General features: G+C 66.8%; 16 protein-coding genes. 4 read left to right on the plus strand and 12 right to left on the minus strand.

Annotated elements, in window-relative coordinates; translation table 11 throughout:
• Positions 1-9 precede the first annotated feature (9 nt).
• From QLQ85_RS03995 to trmB, 12 genes are all read right to left on the minus strand, one after another.
• Positions 10-1,389, minus strand: a complete 1,380-nt coding sequence (locus QLQ85_RS03995; RefSeq protein WP_282737818.1) for an amidohydrolase family protein — start codon at positions 1,387-1,389, stop codon at positions 10-12.
• On the minus strand, positions 1,386-2,465 hold the full coding sequence (locus QLQ85_RS04000; protein WP_282737819.1) for a maleylacetate reductase: 1,080 nt from the start codon (positions 2,463-2,465) through the stop codon (positions 1,386-1,388). The genes QLQ85_RS03995 and QLQ85_RS04000 overlap by 4 nt, the downstream gene beginning before the upstream one ends.
• Positions 2,466-2,534: 69 nt before the next feature.
• Positions 2,535-4,097 carry a sugar ABC transporter ATP-binding protein gene (locus tag QLQ85_RS04005; protein ID WP_282737820.1) on the minus strand — a complete coding sequence of 521 codons (1,563 nt, stop codon included), beginning with the start codon at positions 4,095-4,097 and terminating at the stop codon, positions 2,535-2,537.
• Positions 4,094-5,053, minus strand: a complete 960-nt coding sequence (locus QLQ85_RS04010; RefSeq protein WP_282737821.1) for an ABC transporter permease — start codon at positions 5,051-5,053, stop codon at positions 4,094-4,096. The genes QLQ85_RS04005 and QLQ85_RS04010 overlap by 4 nt, the downstream gene beginning before the upstream one ends.
• Before the next feature lie 16 nt (positions 5,054-5,069).
• Complete coding sequence (locus QLQ85_RS04015) at positions 5,070-6,017, minus strand: ABC transporter permease (RefSeq protein ID WP_282737822.1); 948 nt, start codon at positions 6,015-6,017, stop codon at positions 5,070-5,072.
• Positions 6,018-6,187: 170 nt separating this feature from the next.
• Entirely contained in the window at positions 6,188-7,126 is a 939-nt protein-coding gene (locus tag QLQ85_RS04020) for a sugar ABC transporter substrate-binding protein (RefSeq protein ID WP_282737823.1), read from the minus strand.
• A gap of 251 nt (positions 7,127-7,377) precedes the next feature.
• Positions 7,378-8,301: a branched-chain amino acid transaminase gene (locus tag QLQ85_RS04025; RefSeq protein ID WP_282719990.1), complete on the minus strand. Its 924-nt coding sequence runs from the start codon at positions 8,299-8,301 to the stop codon at positions 7,378-7,380.
• A gap of 87 nt (positions 8,302-8,388) precedes the next feature.
• Positions 8,389-11,376: a bifunctional [glutamate--ammonia ligase]-adenylyl-L-tyrosine phosphorylase/[glutamate--ammonia-ligase] adenylyltransferase gene (glnE, locus tag QLQ85_RS04030; protein WP_282737824.1), complete on the minus strand. Its 2,988-nt coding sequence runs from the start codon at positions 11,374-11,376 to the stop codon at positions 8,389-8,391.
• A gap of 87 nt (positions 11,377-11,463) precedes the next feature.
• Positions 11,464-11,835: a diacylglycerol kinase gene (locus tag QLQ85_RS04035; RefSeq protein ID WP_282737825.1), complete on the minus strand. Its 372-nt coding sequence runs from the start codon at positions 11,833-11,835 to the stop codon at positions 11,464-11,466.
• A gap of 13 nt (positions 11,836-11,848) precedes the next feature.
• Positions 11,849-13,288: a D-alanyl-D-alanine carboxypeptidase/D-alanyl-D-alanine endopeptidase gene (gene dacB / locus QLQ85_RS04040; protein WP_282737826.1), complete on the minus strand. Its 1,440-nt coding sequence runs from the start codon at positions 13,286-13,288 to the stop codon at positions 11,849-11,851.
• Between the two features lie 68 nt (positions 13,289-13,356).
• On the minus strand, positions 13,357-13,689 hold the full coding sequence (locus QLQ85_RS04045; RefSeq protein ID WP_407650336.1) for a DMT family transporter: 333 nt from the start codon (positions 13,687-13,689) through the stop codon (positions 13,357-13,359).
• On the minus strand, positions 13,686-14,420 hold the full coding sequence (gene trmB, locus QLQ85_RS04050) for a tRNA (guanine(46)-N(7))-methyltransferase TrmB (protein WP_282737828.1): 735 nt from the start codon (positions 14,418-14,420) through the stop codon (positions 13,686-13,688). Before trmB ends, QLQ85_RS04045 begins: the two co-directional genes overlap by 4 nt.
• A 333-nt stretch (positions 14,421-14,753) precedes the next feature.
• Here trmB and QLQ85_RS04055 point away from each other — a divergent pair, with 333 nt between their 5' ends.
• The 4 genes from QLQ85_RS04055 to QLQ85_RS04070 all read left to right on the plus strand — a co-directional run bounded on the left by QLQ85_RS04055 (position 14,754) and on the right by QLQ85_RS04070 (position 18,336).
• Complete coding sequence (locus tag QLQ85_RS04055) at positions 14,754-16,646, plus strand: beta-ketoacyl synthase (RefSeq protein WP_282737876.1); 1,893 nt, start codon at positions 14,754-14,756, stop codon at positions 16,644-16,646.
• On the plus strand, positions 16,643-17,122 hold the full coding sequence (gene coaD, locus QLQ85_RS04060) for a pantetheine-phosphate adenylyltransferase (protein ID WP_282737829.1): 480 nt from the start codon (positions 16,643-16,645) through the stop codon (positions 17,120-17,122). Before QLQ85_RS04055 ends, coaD begins: the two co-directional genes overlap by 4 nt.
• Positions 17,123-17,165: 43 nt before the next feature.
• Positions 17,166-17,414, plus strand: coding sequence for a YfhL family 4Fe-4S dicluster ferredoxin (locus tag QLQ85_RS04065; protein ID WP_110285223.1), 249 nt, complete (start codon positions 17,166-17,168; stop codon positions 17,412-17,414).
• Between the two features lie 310 nt (positions 17,415-17,724).
• A complete protein-coding gene (locus QLQ85_RS04070) occupies positions 17,725-18,336 on the plus strand; it encodes an outer membrane beta-barrel protein (protein ID WP_282737830.1) in 612 nt (203 codons plus the stop codon).
• Positions 18,337-18,383 lie beyond the last annotated feature (47 nt).

Raw genomic sequence — 18,383 nt, forward strand, 5'->3', positions numbered from 1 at the left:
TCGTCGTGGTCATTGGACTGTCTCCCCTGGTTCTCGGGACGCCTGTTCCCGTGACATCAGTTCGGCATGGATACGCTGGCCGGAGGCGTCGAGGTGCCTGACCCCCTCCGCCACGTCCGCCAGCAACCTGCCGTTTCGCTTGTGGAATTCTCCCGCCACCATGACGCTGTCGACGTTGGCGAGACTCGCCTGCATGACCACGGTCGAGACCGGGTCGCTGACCGGCTGCATGTTCAGCAGGCCGCTGTCGAGCAGCACGATGTCGGCCTGCTTGCCCGGCGTCAGGCTGCCGATGCGCGCCTCGAGGCCCAGGGCGCGTGCGCCGTCGACGGTGATCCAGGCCAGCGCCTCGCGGGTGCGGATGGTCGAGGTATCGGGAATGCTGCCCTGCTCGCGCCGCGAGGCATCGTTGTCCAGTGCCCGCTGCATGCCCAGCGCCATGCGGGCGACGCAGAACATGTCACCGGAGATGACCGACTCGAGATCCACCCCCAGGGAGACGACACCGCCGTGCCGGCGCACGTGGCCGGTGATCGGGAAGCCATGCCCCTGGGTCATCTCGTTCTCCGGCGCGATGGAGAAGGTCACGCCCTGCTCGCAGAAGCGGGCCAGCTGCCCGTCGGTGAGGCTCTGTCCGTGCACGATGTTGATGTCCGGCCCCAGCAGCCCCCTCTCCTCGACCACGTCCCAGCCACCGGGGCTGACGGCCGCGCCGCCGCCCTGGTGCATCGAGGCGACCAGGCCGAACTCCTTGGCCAGGGCGAAATCCTGCAGGCTGACATCGAGGGTGGAGTAGTGGGGGCCGAGGATGGCCAGCCCCAGGGTCACCCGGGCCTCGGGGTCGGCGAGTTCCCCCTCGAGCAGCCGCTCGACCTCGCCGCGGGGGTGCGGGATCTCGCTGAAGTGCGGCTGCCCCGGCTCGGGGTCCGGCTTGGGCGAGCCGTGGAAGAACAGCGCCCGGATACCGGACTCCTTGAGCCCGCGAATCGCCGCATCGGTATGCTCGGGTGTGGGGTTGTTGTGGCACCAGTCTCCCAGGGTGGTGGTACCGCAGTTGAGCTGGTTGAGCGCCCCCATGCGGGTGGCGATATGGATGTCGTCGGGCGTGAACAGGCTCGCCAGGCCGCGGTGGACGTGGCGGAAGTACTCGAGCAGCGTCCAGTTGGCGGCCACCCCGCGCAGGCCGGTCTGCCAGGTATGCAGATGGGCGTTGACCAGCCCGGGGATCAGGATGCCGCCCCGGCAGTCGATAACCTCGGCGCCCTCGCCCGGAAGATCCTGGCCCACGGCCAGGATCCGGTCGTCTTCCACCAGCACCTGGCCATCGCGCAGGTCGCCGAGTTCGGGATCCATGGTGATCACGGTGGCATTGGTCAGCAGTGTCTTCATCGGTGTGCTCCCGTCTCGCTGGCGGGCCGGCGGCCGACCAGGGCATGGTGCAGCAGACGATGGATGCCCTCGGCCTCGACCTCGCGGGGGTTCCAGTAGGGATTCCGGGTGGCGATCTCGGTGGCACGCTCGACATCGCCCGGCGTCAGGCCGATCTCCTCCAGTGCCGTGGGCGCGCCTACCGCCCGGGCCAGGTCGAAGAGACCGGCGGCGGGATCCTCGCAGCCCAGTGCCCGGGCGATGCGCGACATCGCCTCGGGGGCCGCCGGGGCGTTGTAGGCCACCGCATGGGGCAGCACGATGGTGTGGGTCTCGGCATGGGGCAGGTCGAAGGAGCCCCCCAGGGTGTGGCAGAGCTTGTGGTGCAGCGACATGCCCACCGCGCCCAGGCAGCTACCGCACAACCAGGCGCCGTAGAGGGCGTCGCAGCGTGCCTCGGCGTTACCCGAGTCGGCGGCGATCACCGGCAGGCTCCGGGCCAGCGCCGCGATGCCCTCCTCGGCCATCAGCGAGATCACCGGGTTGCGGTCACGGGCATAGAGCGCTTCCACCGCATGGGCAATCGCATTGATGCCGCTGGTGCCGGACATCCCCGCGGGCAGCGAGAGGGTCAGGTCGACGTCGTAGATCACCGTCTCGGGCAGCACCTCCAGGGTGCGCTGGGTGGTCTTGATGCCGTCGCGCGTCTCGCCGAGGATCGGCGTCATCTCGGAGCCGGCATAGGTGGTGGGGATGGCCACCTGGGGCAGCCCGGTGCGCAACGCGATGGCCTTGCCCAGGCCGATGGTCGAACCGCCACCGATGGCCACGGTGCAGTCGACCCCCAGTTCCTCGACCACCCGCATGGCACGCTCGGTGACCTCGACCGGCGTGTGCATGGCCGCTTCGGCATACAGGCCAGCCCCGCGCTCCCCGAGCTGCTCCAGCACCGCGCGTGCCTGTTCCTGCTGATGGGGGGTGGCCAGCACCAGGGCTCGACGGCAACCGAGTTGCTCGATCTCCTCGGCGAGGCGCGACAGGGTCCCCTGGCCGAATACCACCCGGGATGGCAGGCCATGATAGACAAAGGATTGCATGGGTGTTTCCTCAGACGTTGAAGATGCATGTCGACGCCCCGTGCGGGGCGCCGCGGTGGCGGCGCCCTCCTAGCCGGTCACGGCCGCCGTCGGCGATGGCTTGCCCATTCCTGTGATCGCCTGCACCAGCTCGTCCTCGCTGACGCTGTCGCCATCGAACTCGGCGGTGACCCGGCCGTCATACATGGCGATGATGCGGTTGCTCAGGCCGAGCACTTCCGGCATCTCCGAGGAGATCACCAGCACCGCGTAACCCGACTTGGCGAGATCCTTGACCAGGGTGTGAATCTCCGCCTTGGAGCCCACATCGATCCCGCGGGTCGGCTCGTCGAGGATCAGCAGCTTGGGGTGGGTATGCAGCCACTTGCCGATGACGATCTTCTGCTGGTTGCCGCCGCTCAGGTTGCCGACCTTCTGGCGCCAGCTGGGCGTCTTGATCTTCATCGCCTGGTGGTACTTGTCGTATACGGTGCGCTCGGCCGAGCCCTTCATGAAGCCCATCGAGGAGACCGCACCGAGCCCTGCCAGGGTCATGTTGTCCCGGCAGTTCATGCCCAGTATCAACCCCTGGTCCTTGCGATCCTCCGGTACCAGGGCGATACCCGCGGCCACGGCGTCGTGGGAGTTACGGAAGTTCACCACCTCGCCATCCAGCACCACATCGCCCGCCACGGGGGTGCGTAGCCCGAAGATGGTCTCGGCGACCTCGGAGCGGCCCGCCCCCACCAGCCCGTACATGCCGACGATCTCGCCCTTGCGGACGTTGAAGCTGACATCCTCGAAGACCCGCTTCACCGTGAGGTTGCGTACCTCGAGCATGTTGTCGCCGAACTCACTGGGCTTGCTGGCATGGTCGAGCTCGAGGCTGCGCCCGATCATCATCCGCGTGACCTCGTCCTCGCTGGTCGCGCAGGTATTCACCGTGCCGGTGTACTCGCCATCGCGCAGCACCGAGATGCGATGGGACAGATGGAAGATCTCGTCCATGCGGTGCGAGATGTAGACGATTCCCACCCCCTGGTCGCAGAGCGAGTGGATCACATCGTAGAGCACCGGCTTCTCGTGGTCGGTCAGCGAGGCGGTGGGCTCGTCGAACACCACCACCCGCGGGGTGAACACCAGCGCCCGGCCGATCTCGACCATCTGCTTCTTGGCGATGGACAGCGACCCCACCAGATCGTCGTGCCGGAAGCTGCACTTGAGGGTCTCGAGAATCTTGTTGGTGTCCTCGCGCAGCTTTCGCCAGTCGACCCGGTTGCCCCACTTCTTCGGCAGGCTGCCGAGGAAGATGTTCTCGGCCACCGTCATCTCCGGGACCAGCGATTGTTCCTGGTGAATCAGCACCACCCCGGCCCGCTTGGCATGCTTGGGGTTCTCGAACTCCATCTCCTCGCCACCGAGGATGATGCGGCCCTCGTTGGCCTGGTGCTTGCCGGCCAGCACCTTCATCAGGGTCGACTTGCCGGCGCCGTTCTCGCCGAGCAGGGCATGGACCTCGCCGGGGCGCACGTCGAAGTCGACGTTGTTCAGGGCCACCACCCCGGGGAAACGCTTGGTGATGCCGGCGAGCCGGAGTACCGGTTCGGCGTCGATCGGGGGCCGCTGCACGGCATTGCCTTGGGAGGGAGTCATATCCGTACCTCCTTGGTCGACGGCACATTGAGCTTCTTGTCGATGATCAGCACCGAGATCAGGATCGCACCGAGGATGACCAGCACGTAGAAGGCCGGCACCTGCATCAGGTTCATGCCATTGCGCAGGATGCCGATGGCCAGCACGCCCCCCAGGGTGCCGGTGATGCTGCCGTAGCCACCGGTGAGCTTGGTGCCGCCGAGCACCACCGCGGTGATGGTCCACAGCTCGTAGTCACGGCCGAGGTTGGGGGTGGCGGCCCCCATCTGGCTGGCCAGCAGCACGCCGGCGAGGGCGGCGAAGAAGCCGACGATGATGAAGTTGATCATCATGTGGCGGCCGAGCCGGATGCCGGCATCGATGGAGGCCTCCGGGTTGCCGCCCACCGCGAAGGTGTTGCGGCCATGGCCGGTGCGGGTCAGCACCAGGTGCATCACCAGGGTGCAGAACAGGAAGATGATCGCCAGGACCGGGAACGGGCCGATGGTGCTGGCACCGAAATCGGCGAAGGCGAAGTTCATCGCATAGAAGGACTCCTCACCGGTGTACAGGAAGATCAACCCCCTGACCCCCAGCATGGCGCCCAGGGTGACGATGAAGGCGTTGACCCCGGTCTTCCACACCACCAGGCCGTTGAGGGCGCCGAGCAGAATGCCCGACCCGAGCGCGGCCAGGATCGCCAGCGTCATGCTGGTCTCCTGCAGCCCCACCGCCAGCGAAGCGGCAAGCCCCAGGGTCGCGCCCACCGACAGGTCGATGTTGCCGTTGATCATCACCAGGGTCATGCCGAGGGCGATCAGACCGATGGTCGAGGTCTGCACCAGGATGTTGGTGATGTTGCCCAGCGACAGGAAGTACTCCGACATGAAGCTGAAGAAGATGAAGATGGCGATAACGAAGATCCAGATCGGCTGGATGGCCGACTTGCCACGGAAGAAACCTTTCAGTGACGTCATGTGTCATGCCTCCGCGTCATGAGTGGGTCGTCAGCAAGCGCTTGCGCTTGTTGGCGAGGTCCAGCCAGACGGCCAGGATGATGATCACCCAGGTCACGATCCACTGGGTGTAGTAGGGATAACCCATCAGCAGCAGGCCGTTCTGGATGAAGCCGAGGATCAGCACGCCGATCACCGTCTTCCAGATGCTGCCGGCGCCGCCGAGCAGGCTGGTGCCGCCGAGGATGATGCCGGCGAGCACCAGCAGCTCGTAGCCCTGGCCGACGTTGTTCTGGGAGCCCATGACCCGCGAGCCGAGTACCAGGGCGGCACAGGCCACGCAGAAGGCCGAGATCAGGTAGGTGCTGAACACGCACCAGTTCTTGCGAATGCCCGAGTAGACCGCGGCCATGGGGTTGCCGCCGACGGCGAAGATGCGCCGCCCGTAGCCGGTGTAGGACATGACGACCTGCACGACGATGGCCATTAGTCCGAACAGCAGGATAGGCACCGCGATACCGGCCACGTAGCCGCGGCCGAAGAAGGCGAACCAGGTGCCGCCCTGATTGGCGATGTCGACGTTCTGGCCGCCGCTGTAGATCAGCACCAGTCCCTGGATCGCCGAGAGCATCGCCAGCGTCACGATCAATGAGTTGAGGCGCATGAAGCCGATCAGGAAACCGTTCACCGCACCGATCAACAGGGTCAGCGCGAACATCAGCAGGATGGCATTCATGGGCCCGATCTTGTCGTGCAGGTCGACCACCAGCACGGTGGAGAACGACAGCAGTGAGCCCACGGAAAGATCCAGGTTCCCGCCGATGATCACCACCGTGACGCCCACCGCGATGATGCCGATGATCGAGGCCTGGCGGACCACCGTCATGATGTTCGACTGGGAGAGGAATTGCTCGGAAAAGAACGAGAACACGACCATGCCGAGCAGGAAGAAGATCAGGATGCCCTGGGCCGAGAGAAAGCTCATCAAGCCCGCCTTGTTGACACTTCCCGTCAAGAGTCGTGATTTGGTTTGTTCTGCAGAAGCCATGCTAATCACCTGTATGGGTGTCACCTTGCGCAGTCGGCCTGCGCCCAGGCTCGTGCCGTGTGCCGGGATCGCCTTGCAAGCACGGTCCCGGGCAGCACAACGTGCCTTCAGAAAACCGGTCGCTCGAACTCGCTGAGGATCTCGGCGGTGATTTTCGGGGTCTCGAAGAAGTTCATCTTCGGCACTTCCTGGCCATCCAGCACATCCAGGGCTGTCTGCAGGGCCGCCTCGGCGTCATCCACCGGAGACTGATAGATGGAGCCGTAGTATTCGCCACGCTCGATGGCGTCATAGCCCACGGCGAAGTTGGTGGCGCCGATGAACACGATCTCGTCGGCGCGATCGGCGCCCTTGGCGGCATTCAAGGCGCCCACCCCCATGTTGTCGTCACCGGCATAGACACCGTCGATACGATCGTACTTGGTCAGGAAGTCTTCCATGACGCGCTGGGCACGCTCACGGTTCCAGTTGCCCGGCTGGGTTTCCAGCAGCTCGACACCCGGACAGAGTTCGGCCAGGCGCTCCTCGAAACCAGTGGCACGCTCGATCGCGGTGGTATAGCCCGGCTGGCCGGAGATCTGCACGATCTGGCCTTCGCCGCCCAGGGCATCACACATCATCTCGGCCGAGGAGATGCCCTGCTGGACATTGTCGGGTCCGGAAAATGCGGCAATGAAGTCAAGGCCTGAATCGGCGATCTTGGAGTTGGTCACCACCACGGGAATGCCGGCCTTGTGGGCCTGGCGAATCGCGGGAATCACCGCTTGGCCATTGGTCGGCCAGATGATGATGGCATCGACCCGCTGCTGGATGAGGTCCTGCATCTGGCCGATCTGACGCGCCACATCACCACCGGCATCGAGCACCACGACGTCGACATTACCGGCTCTTTCAGCGGCCTCCTCGAAGGCATTTTCATAGGTGGTCTGATAGCTATCGACACCGACATTGTTCTGGGTAATGCCGATCCGGTAGGGACCCTCGGCATGAACGGTCGCGGTCGACATCATGACGATGGAAGCGGCGAGTAAGGTTTTCTTGAACATGGAGATACTCCTGGCGTTTTCTAATATTTGTTCGTCAACCTGCGGACTGTGCAAGTCGGTTGTTGGAGCTTACGGCTGGGCCTGGATTCGGCACAACGCGACCATCACGGAGAAATGACCAATCTGGTTATTTTGTGTCCATTACCGGCCGTGGGGCGAGCAGGTTTACCGGACCGCATACGCAGGCGCCCCGCCTGTCGTCGACAGGCGGGGCGCCGTGATCATGCTCCCGGGCGAGCCGGGCCGGGACTTCAGGCCACCGGCGTCAGCCAGTTGTCGTCGAGCGTCTGCTTGCCGCGCACCAGGTCGAAGTAGAGCGACTGAATCTTCTCGGTGATCGGGCCGCGGCGGCCCGCCCCGATGGCACGGCCGTCGAGTTCGCGGATCGGCAGCACCTCGGCGGCGGTGCCGGTGAAGAAGGCCTCGTCGGCGATGTAGATCTCGTCGCGGGTGATCAGCTTCTCGCGCAGTTCATAGCCCAGGTGCTCGGCCATGTGCAGCACGGTGTTGCGGGTGATGCCGTTGAGGCAGGAGGTCAGCATCGGGGTGTAGATGACGCCGTTCTTGACCACGAAGAGGTTCTCGCCGGAGCCTTCGGCGGCATAGCCCTGGGGGTCGAGCAGCAGTGCCTCGTCGTAGCCGCCGCGCTGCGCCTCGGCCAGTGCCATCATCGAGTTGATGTACTGGCCGTTGGCCTTGGCCCGGGTCACGGAGATGTTGACGTGGTGGCGGGTGAAGGAGGAGGTCTGCACCTTGATGCCCAGTTCGCGGGCCTCCGGCGCCATGTACGACGGCCACTCCCAGGCGGCGACGATCACATGGGTCCTGAGGTTGTCGGCACGCAGCCCCATGCCCTCGCTGCCGAAGAACACCATGGGGCGCAGGTAGGCCTCCTCGAGACCGTTCTCGCGCACCGCGGCACGCTGGGCCTCGTTGATCGTCTGCTTGTCGAACGGCATCTCCATGCCGAGGATCTTGGCGGAGTCGAACAGGCGGTCGGTGTGCTCCTTGAGGCGGAAGATGGCGGTGCCCCTGTCGGTGGCGTAGGCACGCACCCCCTCGAAGCAACCCATGCCGTAGTGCAGGGTATGGGTCAGCACGTGCACCTGGGCATCGCGCCAGGGAACCAGTTCGCCGTCGAACCAGATGAGACCGTCACGGTCAGCCATCGACATAATCTACGTCCTTTCGTCTTCTAGTCGTGTTGAATCAGAGAACCTGCCGGCGACGCGGCGCCTCGTGGCGCCACGCTCGGGACGGGATCATTGCGGGTCGTCCTGCGGCTCGAGCAGCCGCTGCCAGAGCTCGATGACGGCTTGACGGTGCGCATGGAAATCCGCATTCCGGCCGCGCCCCGCCTCGCGGGTCAGCGAGGCCCGGTGCGCCGCACTGCGATAGGCGAGGTAGGCGTCTCGCAGGCGCTGGCAGTCGCGCCCCGGCAGGCGGCCGGTCGCTTCCAAGGTCTCCAGAATACGAATATTGTCGCTCCACGCCAATAGATCGGGCGTGTCGCCGGCCATGGAGAGCACCGCATACTGGCAGAGGAACTCGATATCGACCATGCCACCGGGGTCGTGCTTGAGGTCGAAGTCCTCGCCTTCGCTCTTGCTGGCCAGGTGCTCGCGCATCTTGTGGCGCATCTTCACCACCTCGTCGCACAGGACCTCGCCGTCACGCGAGCGCCCGAGGATCTCGCTGCGGATCGCCTGGAACCGCTCGGCCAGCCGCTCATGGCCGGCCACCACCCTGGCCCGTACCAGCGCCTGGTGCTCCCAGGTCCAGGCCTGGTCGCGCTGATAGTCGGCGAAGGCGTCGAGCGAACTGACCAGCAGCCCCGAATTGCCCGAGGGACGCAGGCGCATGTCCACCTCGTAGAGCGAGCCGGCCGGGGTCACCGCGGTGAGCAGATGGATGATCCGCTGGCCGAGGCGGGTGAAGAAGACGGCGTTGTCCAGCGCGCGCTCGCCGTCGGTGCTGCCCTGGGGCGCGCCGTCGTGAATGAACACCAGGTCCAGGTCGGAGCCGTAGCCGAGCTCGATGCCGCCGAGCTTGCCATAGCCGACGATCAGGAACTCCGGGTCGACGCCGGCCCGCTCGCCGTCGTGGCGCTGCGGGAAACCGTGCTTGCGGGTGAGGTGCTTCCAGGCCATGGCCAGCACCGCCTCGAGGATCACCTCGGCGATGTAGGTGAGGTAGTCGCTGACCTTCATCAGGTGTCGGGTACCGGCGATGTCCGAGGCCGCCACGTGCAGCGTCTGGGCGTGCTTGAACACCCGCAGCGCCTCGAGCTGGGCCTCCTCGTCGTCCTCGGGCAGCCGCCCCAGCGCCTGGCGCAGTTCGTCGGAGAGCCGCGCCTTGTCGGCCGGGGTGTAGAGGGTGTCGGGGGTCAGCAGCTCGTCGAGCAGGATCGGATAGCGGGCGAGCTGCTCGGCGATCCAGGGGCTGGCACTGCTGAGTCGCATCAGGTGTCCCAGGGCATCGGGATTCTCGCGCAGCAACGCCAGGTAGGCGGTGCGCCGCAGCACCGCCTCGATCAGCGGCAACACGCGCTCCAGGGCGGTATCCGGCTGCTCGCTGGCGGCCACGGCATCGAGCAGCAACGGCATCAGGGCATCGAGGCGTTCGTAGCCGATGCGCTGCATGGTCTGGACCTGGCGGGAGTGACGCAGGGAGTGCAGCCGCCGCCCGGCGGTGGCCGGGTCACCGAACCCGGCGTCACCCAGCAGCACCTGGCCCTCGTCGTCCTCCAGTTCACCGCGCCAGAGTGCGCGCCACCCCTCGAGGCTGACCGCCGCCTCGGCGCCGTCGTCGGCCTCTTCCAACTCCTCTTCTGGATCGGCGATCACCGCATCGAAGTGCTGGCGCACCCGATCACGCACCTCGTCGAGCCGTCCCATCACCGCCGGCCAGTCCTCCATGTCCAGGGCCAGCGCCACGCGTTCCCGATCCAGGTCGTCGTCGGGCAGGCGCTGGGTCTGGCGATCCTCCAGCGCCTGCAGGACGTGCTCCAGATCACGCAGGAAGACGTAATCGGGCAGCAGTTCGTCGACCACCTCCCGGGGCAGCAGGCCGAGCTCGGGCAGGCGCTCCAGGGCGGTCTTCAGCGAGGTCACCTGAAGTTCGGTGTCGCGCCCGCCGCGGATCAACTGGAAGGCCTGGACCACGAACTCCACCTCGCGGATACCGCCGGGGCCAAGCTTGATGTTGCTCTGCATGCCCTTGCGGCGCACCTCGCGATTGATCAGCGCCTTCAGCTCGCGCAGCGACTCGATGGCACCGAAATCCAGGTAGCGGCGATAGACGAACGGGCGCAGGCCGGCCAGCAGCTCGGCCCCGGCCTCGCGATCGCCGGCGACCGGCCGCGCCTTGAGCATGGCATAGCGCTCCCACTCACGGCCCTGGTCCTGGTAGTAGCCGGCCAGCGACGAGAAGCTGCCCACCAGCGGCCCGCCGTCGCCCAGCGGGCGCAGGCGCATGTCGACGCGGAAGACGAAGCCGTCGGCGGTCACCGGATCGAGGGCGGCGATCAGCTTCTGGCCCAGCTTGGTGAAGTACTCCTGATGTTCGAGGGACTTGCGACCGCCTTCGGTGTCGCCCTTCTCGGGAAAGGCGAAGATCAGGTCGATATCGGAGGAGAGGTTGAGCTCGCCGGCCCCCAGCTTGCCCATGCCGAGCACCACCAGGCGCTGCTCGCCGCCGTCGCGGCGCCGTGCGGGGCGCCCCCAGCGCGGCTCGAGATGGCGCTCGAGCCAGCCCAGGGCGCCTTCCAGGCAAGTCTCGGCGAGCCGCGAGACCGCCCCGGCGGTAGCCCACATGTCGATGCCCGACGGGCGGGTCAGATCGCGCCAGACGATGCCCAGCATCCGGGCGCGCCGGAAGCGGCGCATGACGGACTGCAGGGCCGGCTCGTCCTCGACGGCCTCGAGCCGTTCGGCGAGCCACTCACGCAGGGTCTCGGCGTCGGGGGCGACCTCCAGCTCGCCGCTGGCATCGAGATGGAGCAGCCACTCGGGATGACGCACCAGGGTCTCGGCGACGAAACTGGAGATCGCCAGCACCCGGGCCAACTGCCCGCGCCGGGACGCCGAGAGCGCCAGCCAGTCCTCCAGTGGCGAGTCGCCGTCGCTCATGCCGGCCAGGTTGTCGGCCTGCTCGAGCGACGCCGCCAGGCGCTCCCGCCCATGTTGCAGCGGCACCCTGAGCGGGGCGGGAATGTCGGTCAGCGGCAGGAAGTCGTCGGGAAGGGCCATGGGCATCTCGCATCCGGGTTGACGAATGTCCCCAGCATAGCGAAGCCGGCCGCCGCCCGGCACCCGGGGCGTGGAAAGAGTCGTGAATCAACCGAGGAATTTCTGCCAGACCAGCAACCCCCAGGTCAGGCCGGCAACGACCAGCGACAGCATCACCGCCGCCGAGCTGATGTCCTTGGCGCGGCCAGAGAGCTCGTGGTGCTCGGTGCCGATGCGGTCCACCACGTTCTCGATGGCGCTGTTGAGCAGTTCCACGATCAGCACCAGCAGGCAGCTGCCCCCCAGCAGGATCCACTCCACCGGCCCCTGGCCGACCCACCAGGCCAGCGGCAGCAGCAGCGCGCAGACGAGCAGTTCCTGGCGGAAGGCGGTCTCGTGGCGGAAGGCGGCACGCAGTCCCTTGAACGAATAGTCGGTGGCACTGATGAGGTGGCGCCAGCCGGTGTGTCCGGGTTTCATGACGGGGTCCCTGTCAGTTCTCGTTGATCATGCGTTCGAGATCCTCGGCCAGCGGATCGAGCACCTGGGCCCAGTTGAGCCAGGGGGTGCTCGAGGTGCCGTTGACCATCACGCTGAACACGCCCCAGCGGCCGCTCCGGGTGCGGAAGTAGCCGCCCAGCGAGCGCACCGCCACCGGCTGGTTGAGGGTGCCGGTCTTGAGCATGACATGGTGCTGGAAGGTCGTGGAGCCGCGGCGCATGAAGCGCATTACTCCATTGCCCGGCGACTGGAAGCTGGCCACGAAGCTGGGGAAGAGTGCCGGCCGGTGGAACATGCTCTCCAGCAGGGTGTTCACCCCCTGGGCCGACGTCCGGTTCTCGGGGGTCAGCCCGCTGCCGCTGCGCAGGGTCAGCGGGCCGTGGTCGGGAATGCCGCCCACGAAGTGCTCGATGGCCTGCCCCCCCAGCCGCAGGTCGGCGCGGGGCGTCTCCACCAGGTTGAGGGCGAGCAGGTCGGCCATGAAGTTGTTGGAGTGGTTCATGGTCCGCAGCAACAACTCCTGCAGCGGCAGGCCCTCCACCTCGGCGAGCCGGCGGGACGAGGCCCGCGGTTCGGCGATACTGGTCGTCGCGCCCTCGCGTACCTCGATGCCGGCCTGCTCGAGCATCGCCAGCAGGGTACGAGCGGTCTGCAACGCCGGGTCCGAACTGGCACGATAGATCTCTCGAGGGGGGGCGTTGAGCGAGATCTGGCCGCTCACCACCATGACGTCGCCATCGTTGTTCAGGATACGCTCGGCGTTGAGCCGGGTGCCGCTGTCGTCGGGCCGCGTCACGACCCGGTTGTCGATGCCGACGATCGCCGCCTGGCTGTCACAACTGGTGACCCGCGCCGGCTCGGCGGCGGCGGGCCCCGGGGCCACGGTGACGCACCAGCTGCCATGGTTCACTCCCGCCGAGCTGAGCAGGGCACTGTAGGCGTTGGCGACCCGGGAGTGGGCCTGGCAGCGGTCGGTGGTGATGCACTCCACCGGCCCGAACCGCCATTGACTGACGACCAGTTGGCCGTCGACGGTGCGCACCCCGCGCTGGTGGAGCCGCTGGGTGAGTCGCCACAGGTCCTCGGTGGAGAGCGCCGGATCACCGCCGCCGTCCAGCACAAGATCGCCATGCAGGACGCCGTGCGCGTCGAGCTCGGCATCACTGACCAGGCGCGTGGTGAAGCGGTGCTGGGGGCCCCAGTGGTCCAGTGCCGCCGCCGCCAGGTAGGCCTTGGTCACCGAGGCCGGCGACAGCTGGCGCTGCGGCTCGATGGCGCCGAGGACTTCACGGCTGTCGAGCAAGCGGGCCTCGGCGCCGATCAGAAACCCCCGCTCGCCCAGCTCGGCCAGGCGCGCGAAGCCGTTGGCTTGCACCAGCGGCGACACCAGCAGCAAGCAAAGCAATGAAATGGAAAGCAGTCGTTGGAGCATCACTGACGGGCATCATCGAGTCGGGCGAGTGGAGCGGCGACGAGCGCCGAGCGAGATAGAGGATCAGCTTAATGGGCCGAGACCGAGGAGAAAACCTGGATCACCACCACGCCGCCAACGATCATGGCGAGACCCAGCAGGGCCGGGGGGTCCGGTCGCTCGCCGTAGACCACCAGCCCCACCAGGGTGACCAGCACGATGCCCAGTCCCGCCCAGAAAGCGTAGGCGATTCCCACCGGCACGCTACGCAGCACCAGGGCGAGCAGATAGAAGGCCAGACCGTACCCGATCACCACGGTGACGCTGGGCCACAGCCGCGTGAAGCCGTCCGACGCCTTGAGGGCACTGGTGGCGACCACCTCGGCGACGATCGCCAGGGCCAGGTAGACGAAGGCCATCACCCATCCTCCCCGGTTGGTTGGGTCGGGTCGGTCGGCACCAGCCCGGCATCATGGGGCAGCTCGACCACCAGTCGCCAGAGGGCCTGGCCGCTGGCATGGTATTTCTTCTCGAAGGGGGTGAGGTACGCATCGGGCGCCCGCGCCGCGTCGCCGGGCACATGGGGCTCCACCGCTGCCGTCACGCCGACCGCCAGCTCCAGCGCCAGGGCGAACTCCTCGAGGTAGAGCCGCCAGTTGGAGCGCAGCTCGAGTCGCCCCCCCAGCGCCAGGATCACCGGGAACACCGGGTGACCGTGCCAGCGCATCTTGAGGTGGGCCGCCTTGGGATAGGGGTTGGGATAGAGCAGGTAGTGGCGCCGCGGCTGCCAGCCAGCGGCCAGCGCCAGGCGCCAGAAGTCCACCAGGTCCGCACGTACCAGCAGGGCGTTGCCGGGCAGAGGACCGTGTTCCCGGGAGAGGCGAGCGTCGCTGCGGTCGACCCCGATCACCGCGTGGTCGGCGAAACGCGCGGCCAGCCGCCGCGTCGAGAGGCCGACGCCGCAGCCGGCATCCAGGATCAGCGGCATGTCGCCGCGGCTTTCATACCAGCGGCGGGCCGCCGTGAAGGCCTTACGGGTATGCTCGGCCACCGGCTTGCACAATGGGTGGGCGAGTGAGCGCGCCACACGTTGCGCCAGGCCGTGGTGGGGGCCGGGCTGATTGGAGACGATCGCACGGGAGGAGGCTTGCATGACGGACGACCCGCAACGGCTTGGGGAGGGCCATTCTAGCAGCCTACCGCAGGCGGCGTTGATACCGGGGAACCGAAAAAATGGCGCGCCTCGCAACGAGGCGCGCCCAAGACCACTCATATGACTCAAACAGCCGTTTGATGATAGCCGAGACAGCGACCGCCATCAAACACTCGTTTCAGAACCCCTCCCTGCTTTTCCCCCGCTGGGCGCGGCATGACGCCGCGCCAGGCCGGGTGCTATGATCCATGGCCTGATACTCACATTCGGCTCGTAGACATCAAACAGCACAACGAGGAACCCGGCTTGTCACATTTACCGGTGATCGTCGGCATGGGCGGCGTGAATCCCGCCGGCAGAACCTCGGGCCATCAGGCGTTTCGCCGCACCGTGCTCGGCGCCCTGCCCGACGACGACCAGGCCCAGACCCTGCTGGGCCTGGCGGCAATGATGCGACTGGCCAGCGGCCAGGACGATGGCGGCTGGCAGGACGCCGAGGGCCACCCCCTCGAGCCCGCCGCCATCGTCGAGCAGACCCGCCAGCGGGTGCTCGACCACACCCTGATCCGGCGCATCGAGGATCCCCGCTTCAACGACGAGGGGTTGCCCGCCAACCGCCGGGCGAGCCTCGCCCTGGACACGCCGCTGACCTTCCGGATTCGCCGTCGCCAGCTGCCGGAGGACCTGCCGCCCACCTGGCAGGTGCACGAGATCGACCGTCATATCCTCGAGGTCACCGTGCCCGCCGGGCAGATGGACGTGATGCTGCCCGAGACCCGTCAGGCCCAGGTGCGCACCGCCGGCCAACTGCCCACCGGCTTCGAGCCCAGTCGCTTCTACCGCAGCGTGCATCACCCCCGCGGTCTCTCCATGACGATCTTCGCCGCCAGCGACTGCCTGGGCGACAGCGGCCTGGAGTGGGATGCCCTTCGCGACCGCCTCGACCCCGACGAAGTGGCGGTCTATGCCGGCAACTCCATCGGCCAGCTCGACGACGAGGGCTGGGGCGGGTTGCTCAAGAGCTTCGTCTCGGGCAACCGGGCCACCTCGAAGCAGATGCCGCTGGGCTACGGCCAGATGCCCGCCGACTTCCTCAATGCCTATGTCCTGGGCAGCGTGGGCGGTACCGGTGCGGTGCTCGGCGCCTGTGCCAGCTTCCTCTACAACCTGCGGCTCGGTGTGGAGGATATCCGCGCCGGCCGTCGCCGGGTGGTGATGGTCGGCACCGCCGACGCTCCCATCACCCCCGAGATCATCGAGGGTTTCCGGGCCATGGGCGCCCTGGCCGACGACGACAGCCTCCGGGCGCTGGACGCCCTGGAGCTGCTCACCGATGCCGACTACCAGAAGGCCTGCCGGCCCTTTGCCCGCAACTGCGGCTTCACCATCGCCGAATCCAGCCAGTTCATCCTGCTGATGGACGATGCCCTGGCGCTGGAGACGGGGGCCGAGATCCTCGGCAGCGTGCCGGCGGTGTTCGTCAACGCCGACGGCTGGAAGCGCTCCATCTCGGCCCCCGGCATCGGCAACTACATCACCCTGGGCAAGGCCGCCTCGCTGGTCCGCGACATGCTCGGCGAAACGGCGCTGCGCGAGCGCAGCTTCCTCCACGCCCATGGCACCAGCACGCCCAAGAACCGGGTGACCGAGTCCCATGTCTTCGAGCTGGTCGCCCGGGCGTACGGCATCGAGGCCTGGCCGGTGGTGGCGATCAAGGCCTTCGTCGGCCACTCCCAGGGCAGTGCCGCCGGCGACCAGCTCGCCAGCGCCCTGGGCAGCTTCGCCCACGCCCTGCTGCCGGGCATTCCGACCCTGGACGCGGTGGCCGACGACGTCTACGCCGAGCGGCTGCGCTTCTCGCGCACGCCGCTGTCCTTCGCCGCCGATGCCGCCTTCATCAATGCCAAGGGCTTCGGCGGCAACAACGCCACCGGCGTGCTGCTCTCGCCCGCGGTCACCGAACGGCTGTTGATGCAGCGTCACGGAGAGGCCGCCGTGGCCGCCTGGCAGGCTCGCCGCGAGACCACCCGCGAGGCCGCCGCCATCTACCTGCAGCAGGCCGACCGTGGCCACTTCCGGGCCCGCTACCGCTTCGGCGAGGGCGTGCTGGAGGGACCGGAGCTCGAGGTCAGCGATCGAAGCATCCGCATCCCGGGCTATGCCCGGCCGGTGTCGCTGGTGGTGGACAACCCCTTTGGACGACTCGAGGATGGAGAACGCGGATGAATATCGCGGTCTACCCCGGCACCTTCGACCCCATCACCAACGGCCACTTCGACCTGATCGAGCGCGCCTCGCGGCTGTTCGACAAGGTCTTGGTGGCCATCGCCACGAGCCCGGGCAAGGGGCCCGCACTGGACCTCGATACCCGCATCGCCCTGACCCGGGAAGTGGTGGCCGATCTCGACAACGTCGAGGTGGTGGGCTTCTCGGGGCTGATGACCGAGTTCATGAAGCAGCAGCACGCGCGCGTGCTGCTGCGCGGCCTGAGGGCGGTGTCCGACTTCGAGTACGAGCTGCAGCTGGCCAACATGAACCGCGCCCAGATGCCGGAGCTGGAGACGGTCTTCCTGACCCCGGAGGTGGAGAACTCCTATATTTCCTCGACCCTGGTGCGCGAAATCGCCCGGCTCGGCGGCGATGTCTCGAAGCACGTGCATCCCAGGGTCGCCGAAACCCTGCGCAGCCATTACAATGCCTGACTAGATTACTCGGAAAAGCGCTGCCCTGCGTGAGGTATCCCCCATGGCCCTGATGATCACCGACGAGTGCATCAACTGCGACGTCTGCGAACCCGAATGCCCCAATGGTGCCATCTCGCCGGGGGAGGAGATCTATGTCATCGATCCCAACCTGTGCACCGAGTGCGTCGGCCACTACGACGAGCCCCAGTGCCAGCAGGTCTGCCCGGTGGACTGCATCCCCCTCGACCCGGCCCACGAGGAAAGCCGCGACGAGCTGATGGAGAAATACCACATCATCACCGCGGCCTGACGCTCTCTACCCCCCTCAAGACGCGACGACACCGGCGCCCCGCTCATCGAGCGGGGCGCCGGCGTTTGCAGACGCGACACCCCGGCGTCGGGTTACAGCTCGTCGCCGCGGCCGCCAGCATCTTGCGTATGACGATCATTCCCCCCCTACTCGGCATGATCCACGTCATACCCGGGTACGAGTTCCACTTAACATCCGGACGCAACCAGGCTACAGTCTGTCACATTGACTTACACCAAGGGTGGCCGCCTGTCGGCAGTTGCCCACCCCACGGGCCGCCGGCCCGCCCATGCATGCAAAGGAGCGCATGATGAAGCGTCTGATCGCCACCGCCGCCCTGGCCACCCTGGTCGCCAGCCCCGTCTTTGCCCAGAGCTACCCCGGCGTGCCCGACGCAGGTCCCTATCTGGGGGCCGGCATCGGTCATGCCATGCTGGATAACGACACCCTGGACTGGCTGGACGACATCGGTGCCAGCACCGATGACAACGACGTCGGCTACAAGCTGTTTGCCGGCTACCAGTTCAACCCCTACTTCGCCGTGGAAGCCAGCTATGTGGACTTCGGCGACTTCACTGCCAGTGGTTCCGACGGCGGCGACAGCGCCAGACTGAAGCTCGGCTTTGACGGCTTCACCGCAGCCCTGGTGGGTAAGTTACCCATCCAGAGCGGGTTCAGCCTCTTCGGCAAACTGGGTATGATCGCCTGGGATGCGGACCTTGATTTCAATGCGACGATTCAAGGCCAGTCTTTCCATGGGAGCGGAGGGGAGGACGGTACCGACCCGTTCTACGGTATCGGCGCCGAGTATGTGATCAACCAGATCATCATGCGCGCCGAGTTCGAACGCTACGATATCAGTGACAGCGGTGAGGACTTCGAGATCGACATGATCTCCGGCAGCATCGGCTACCGCTTCTGATGGCCTCACCCTGACACCCGACAGCCCCGCCTCGGCGGGGCTGTTGC

Origin of the sequence: Halomonas kalidii (genome assembly GCF_030010475.1) — a bacterium.
Classification (GTDB): domain Bacteria; phylum Pseudomonadota; class Gammaproteobacteria; order Pseudomonadales; family Halomonadaceae; genus Halomonas; species Halomonas heilongjiangensis.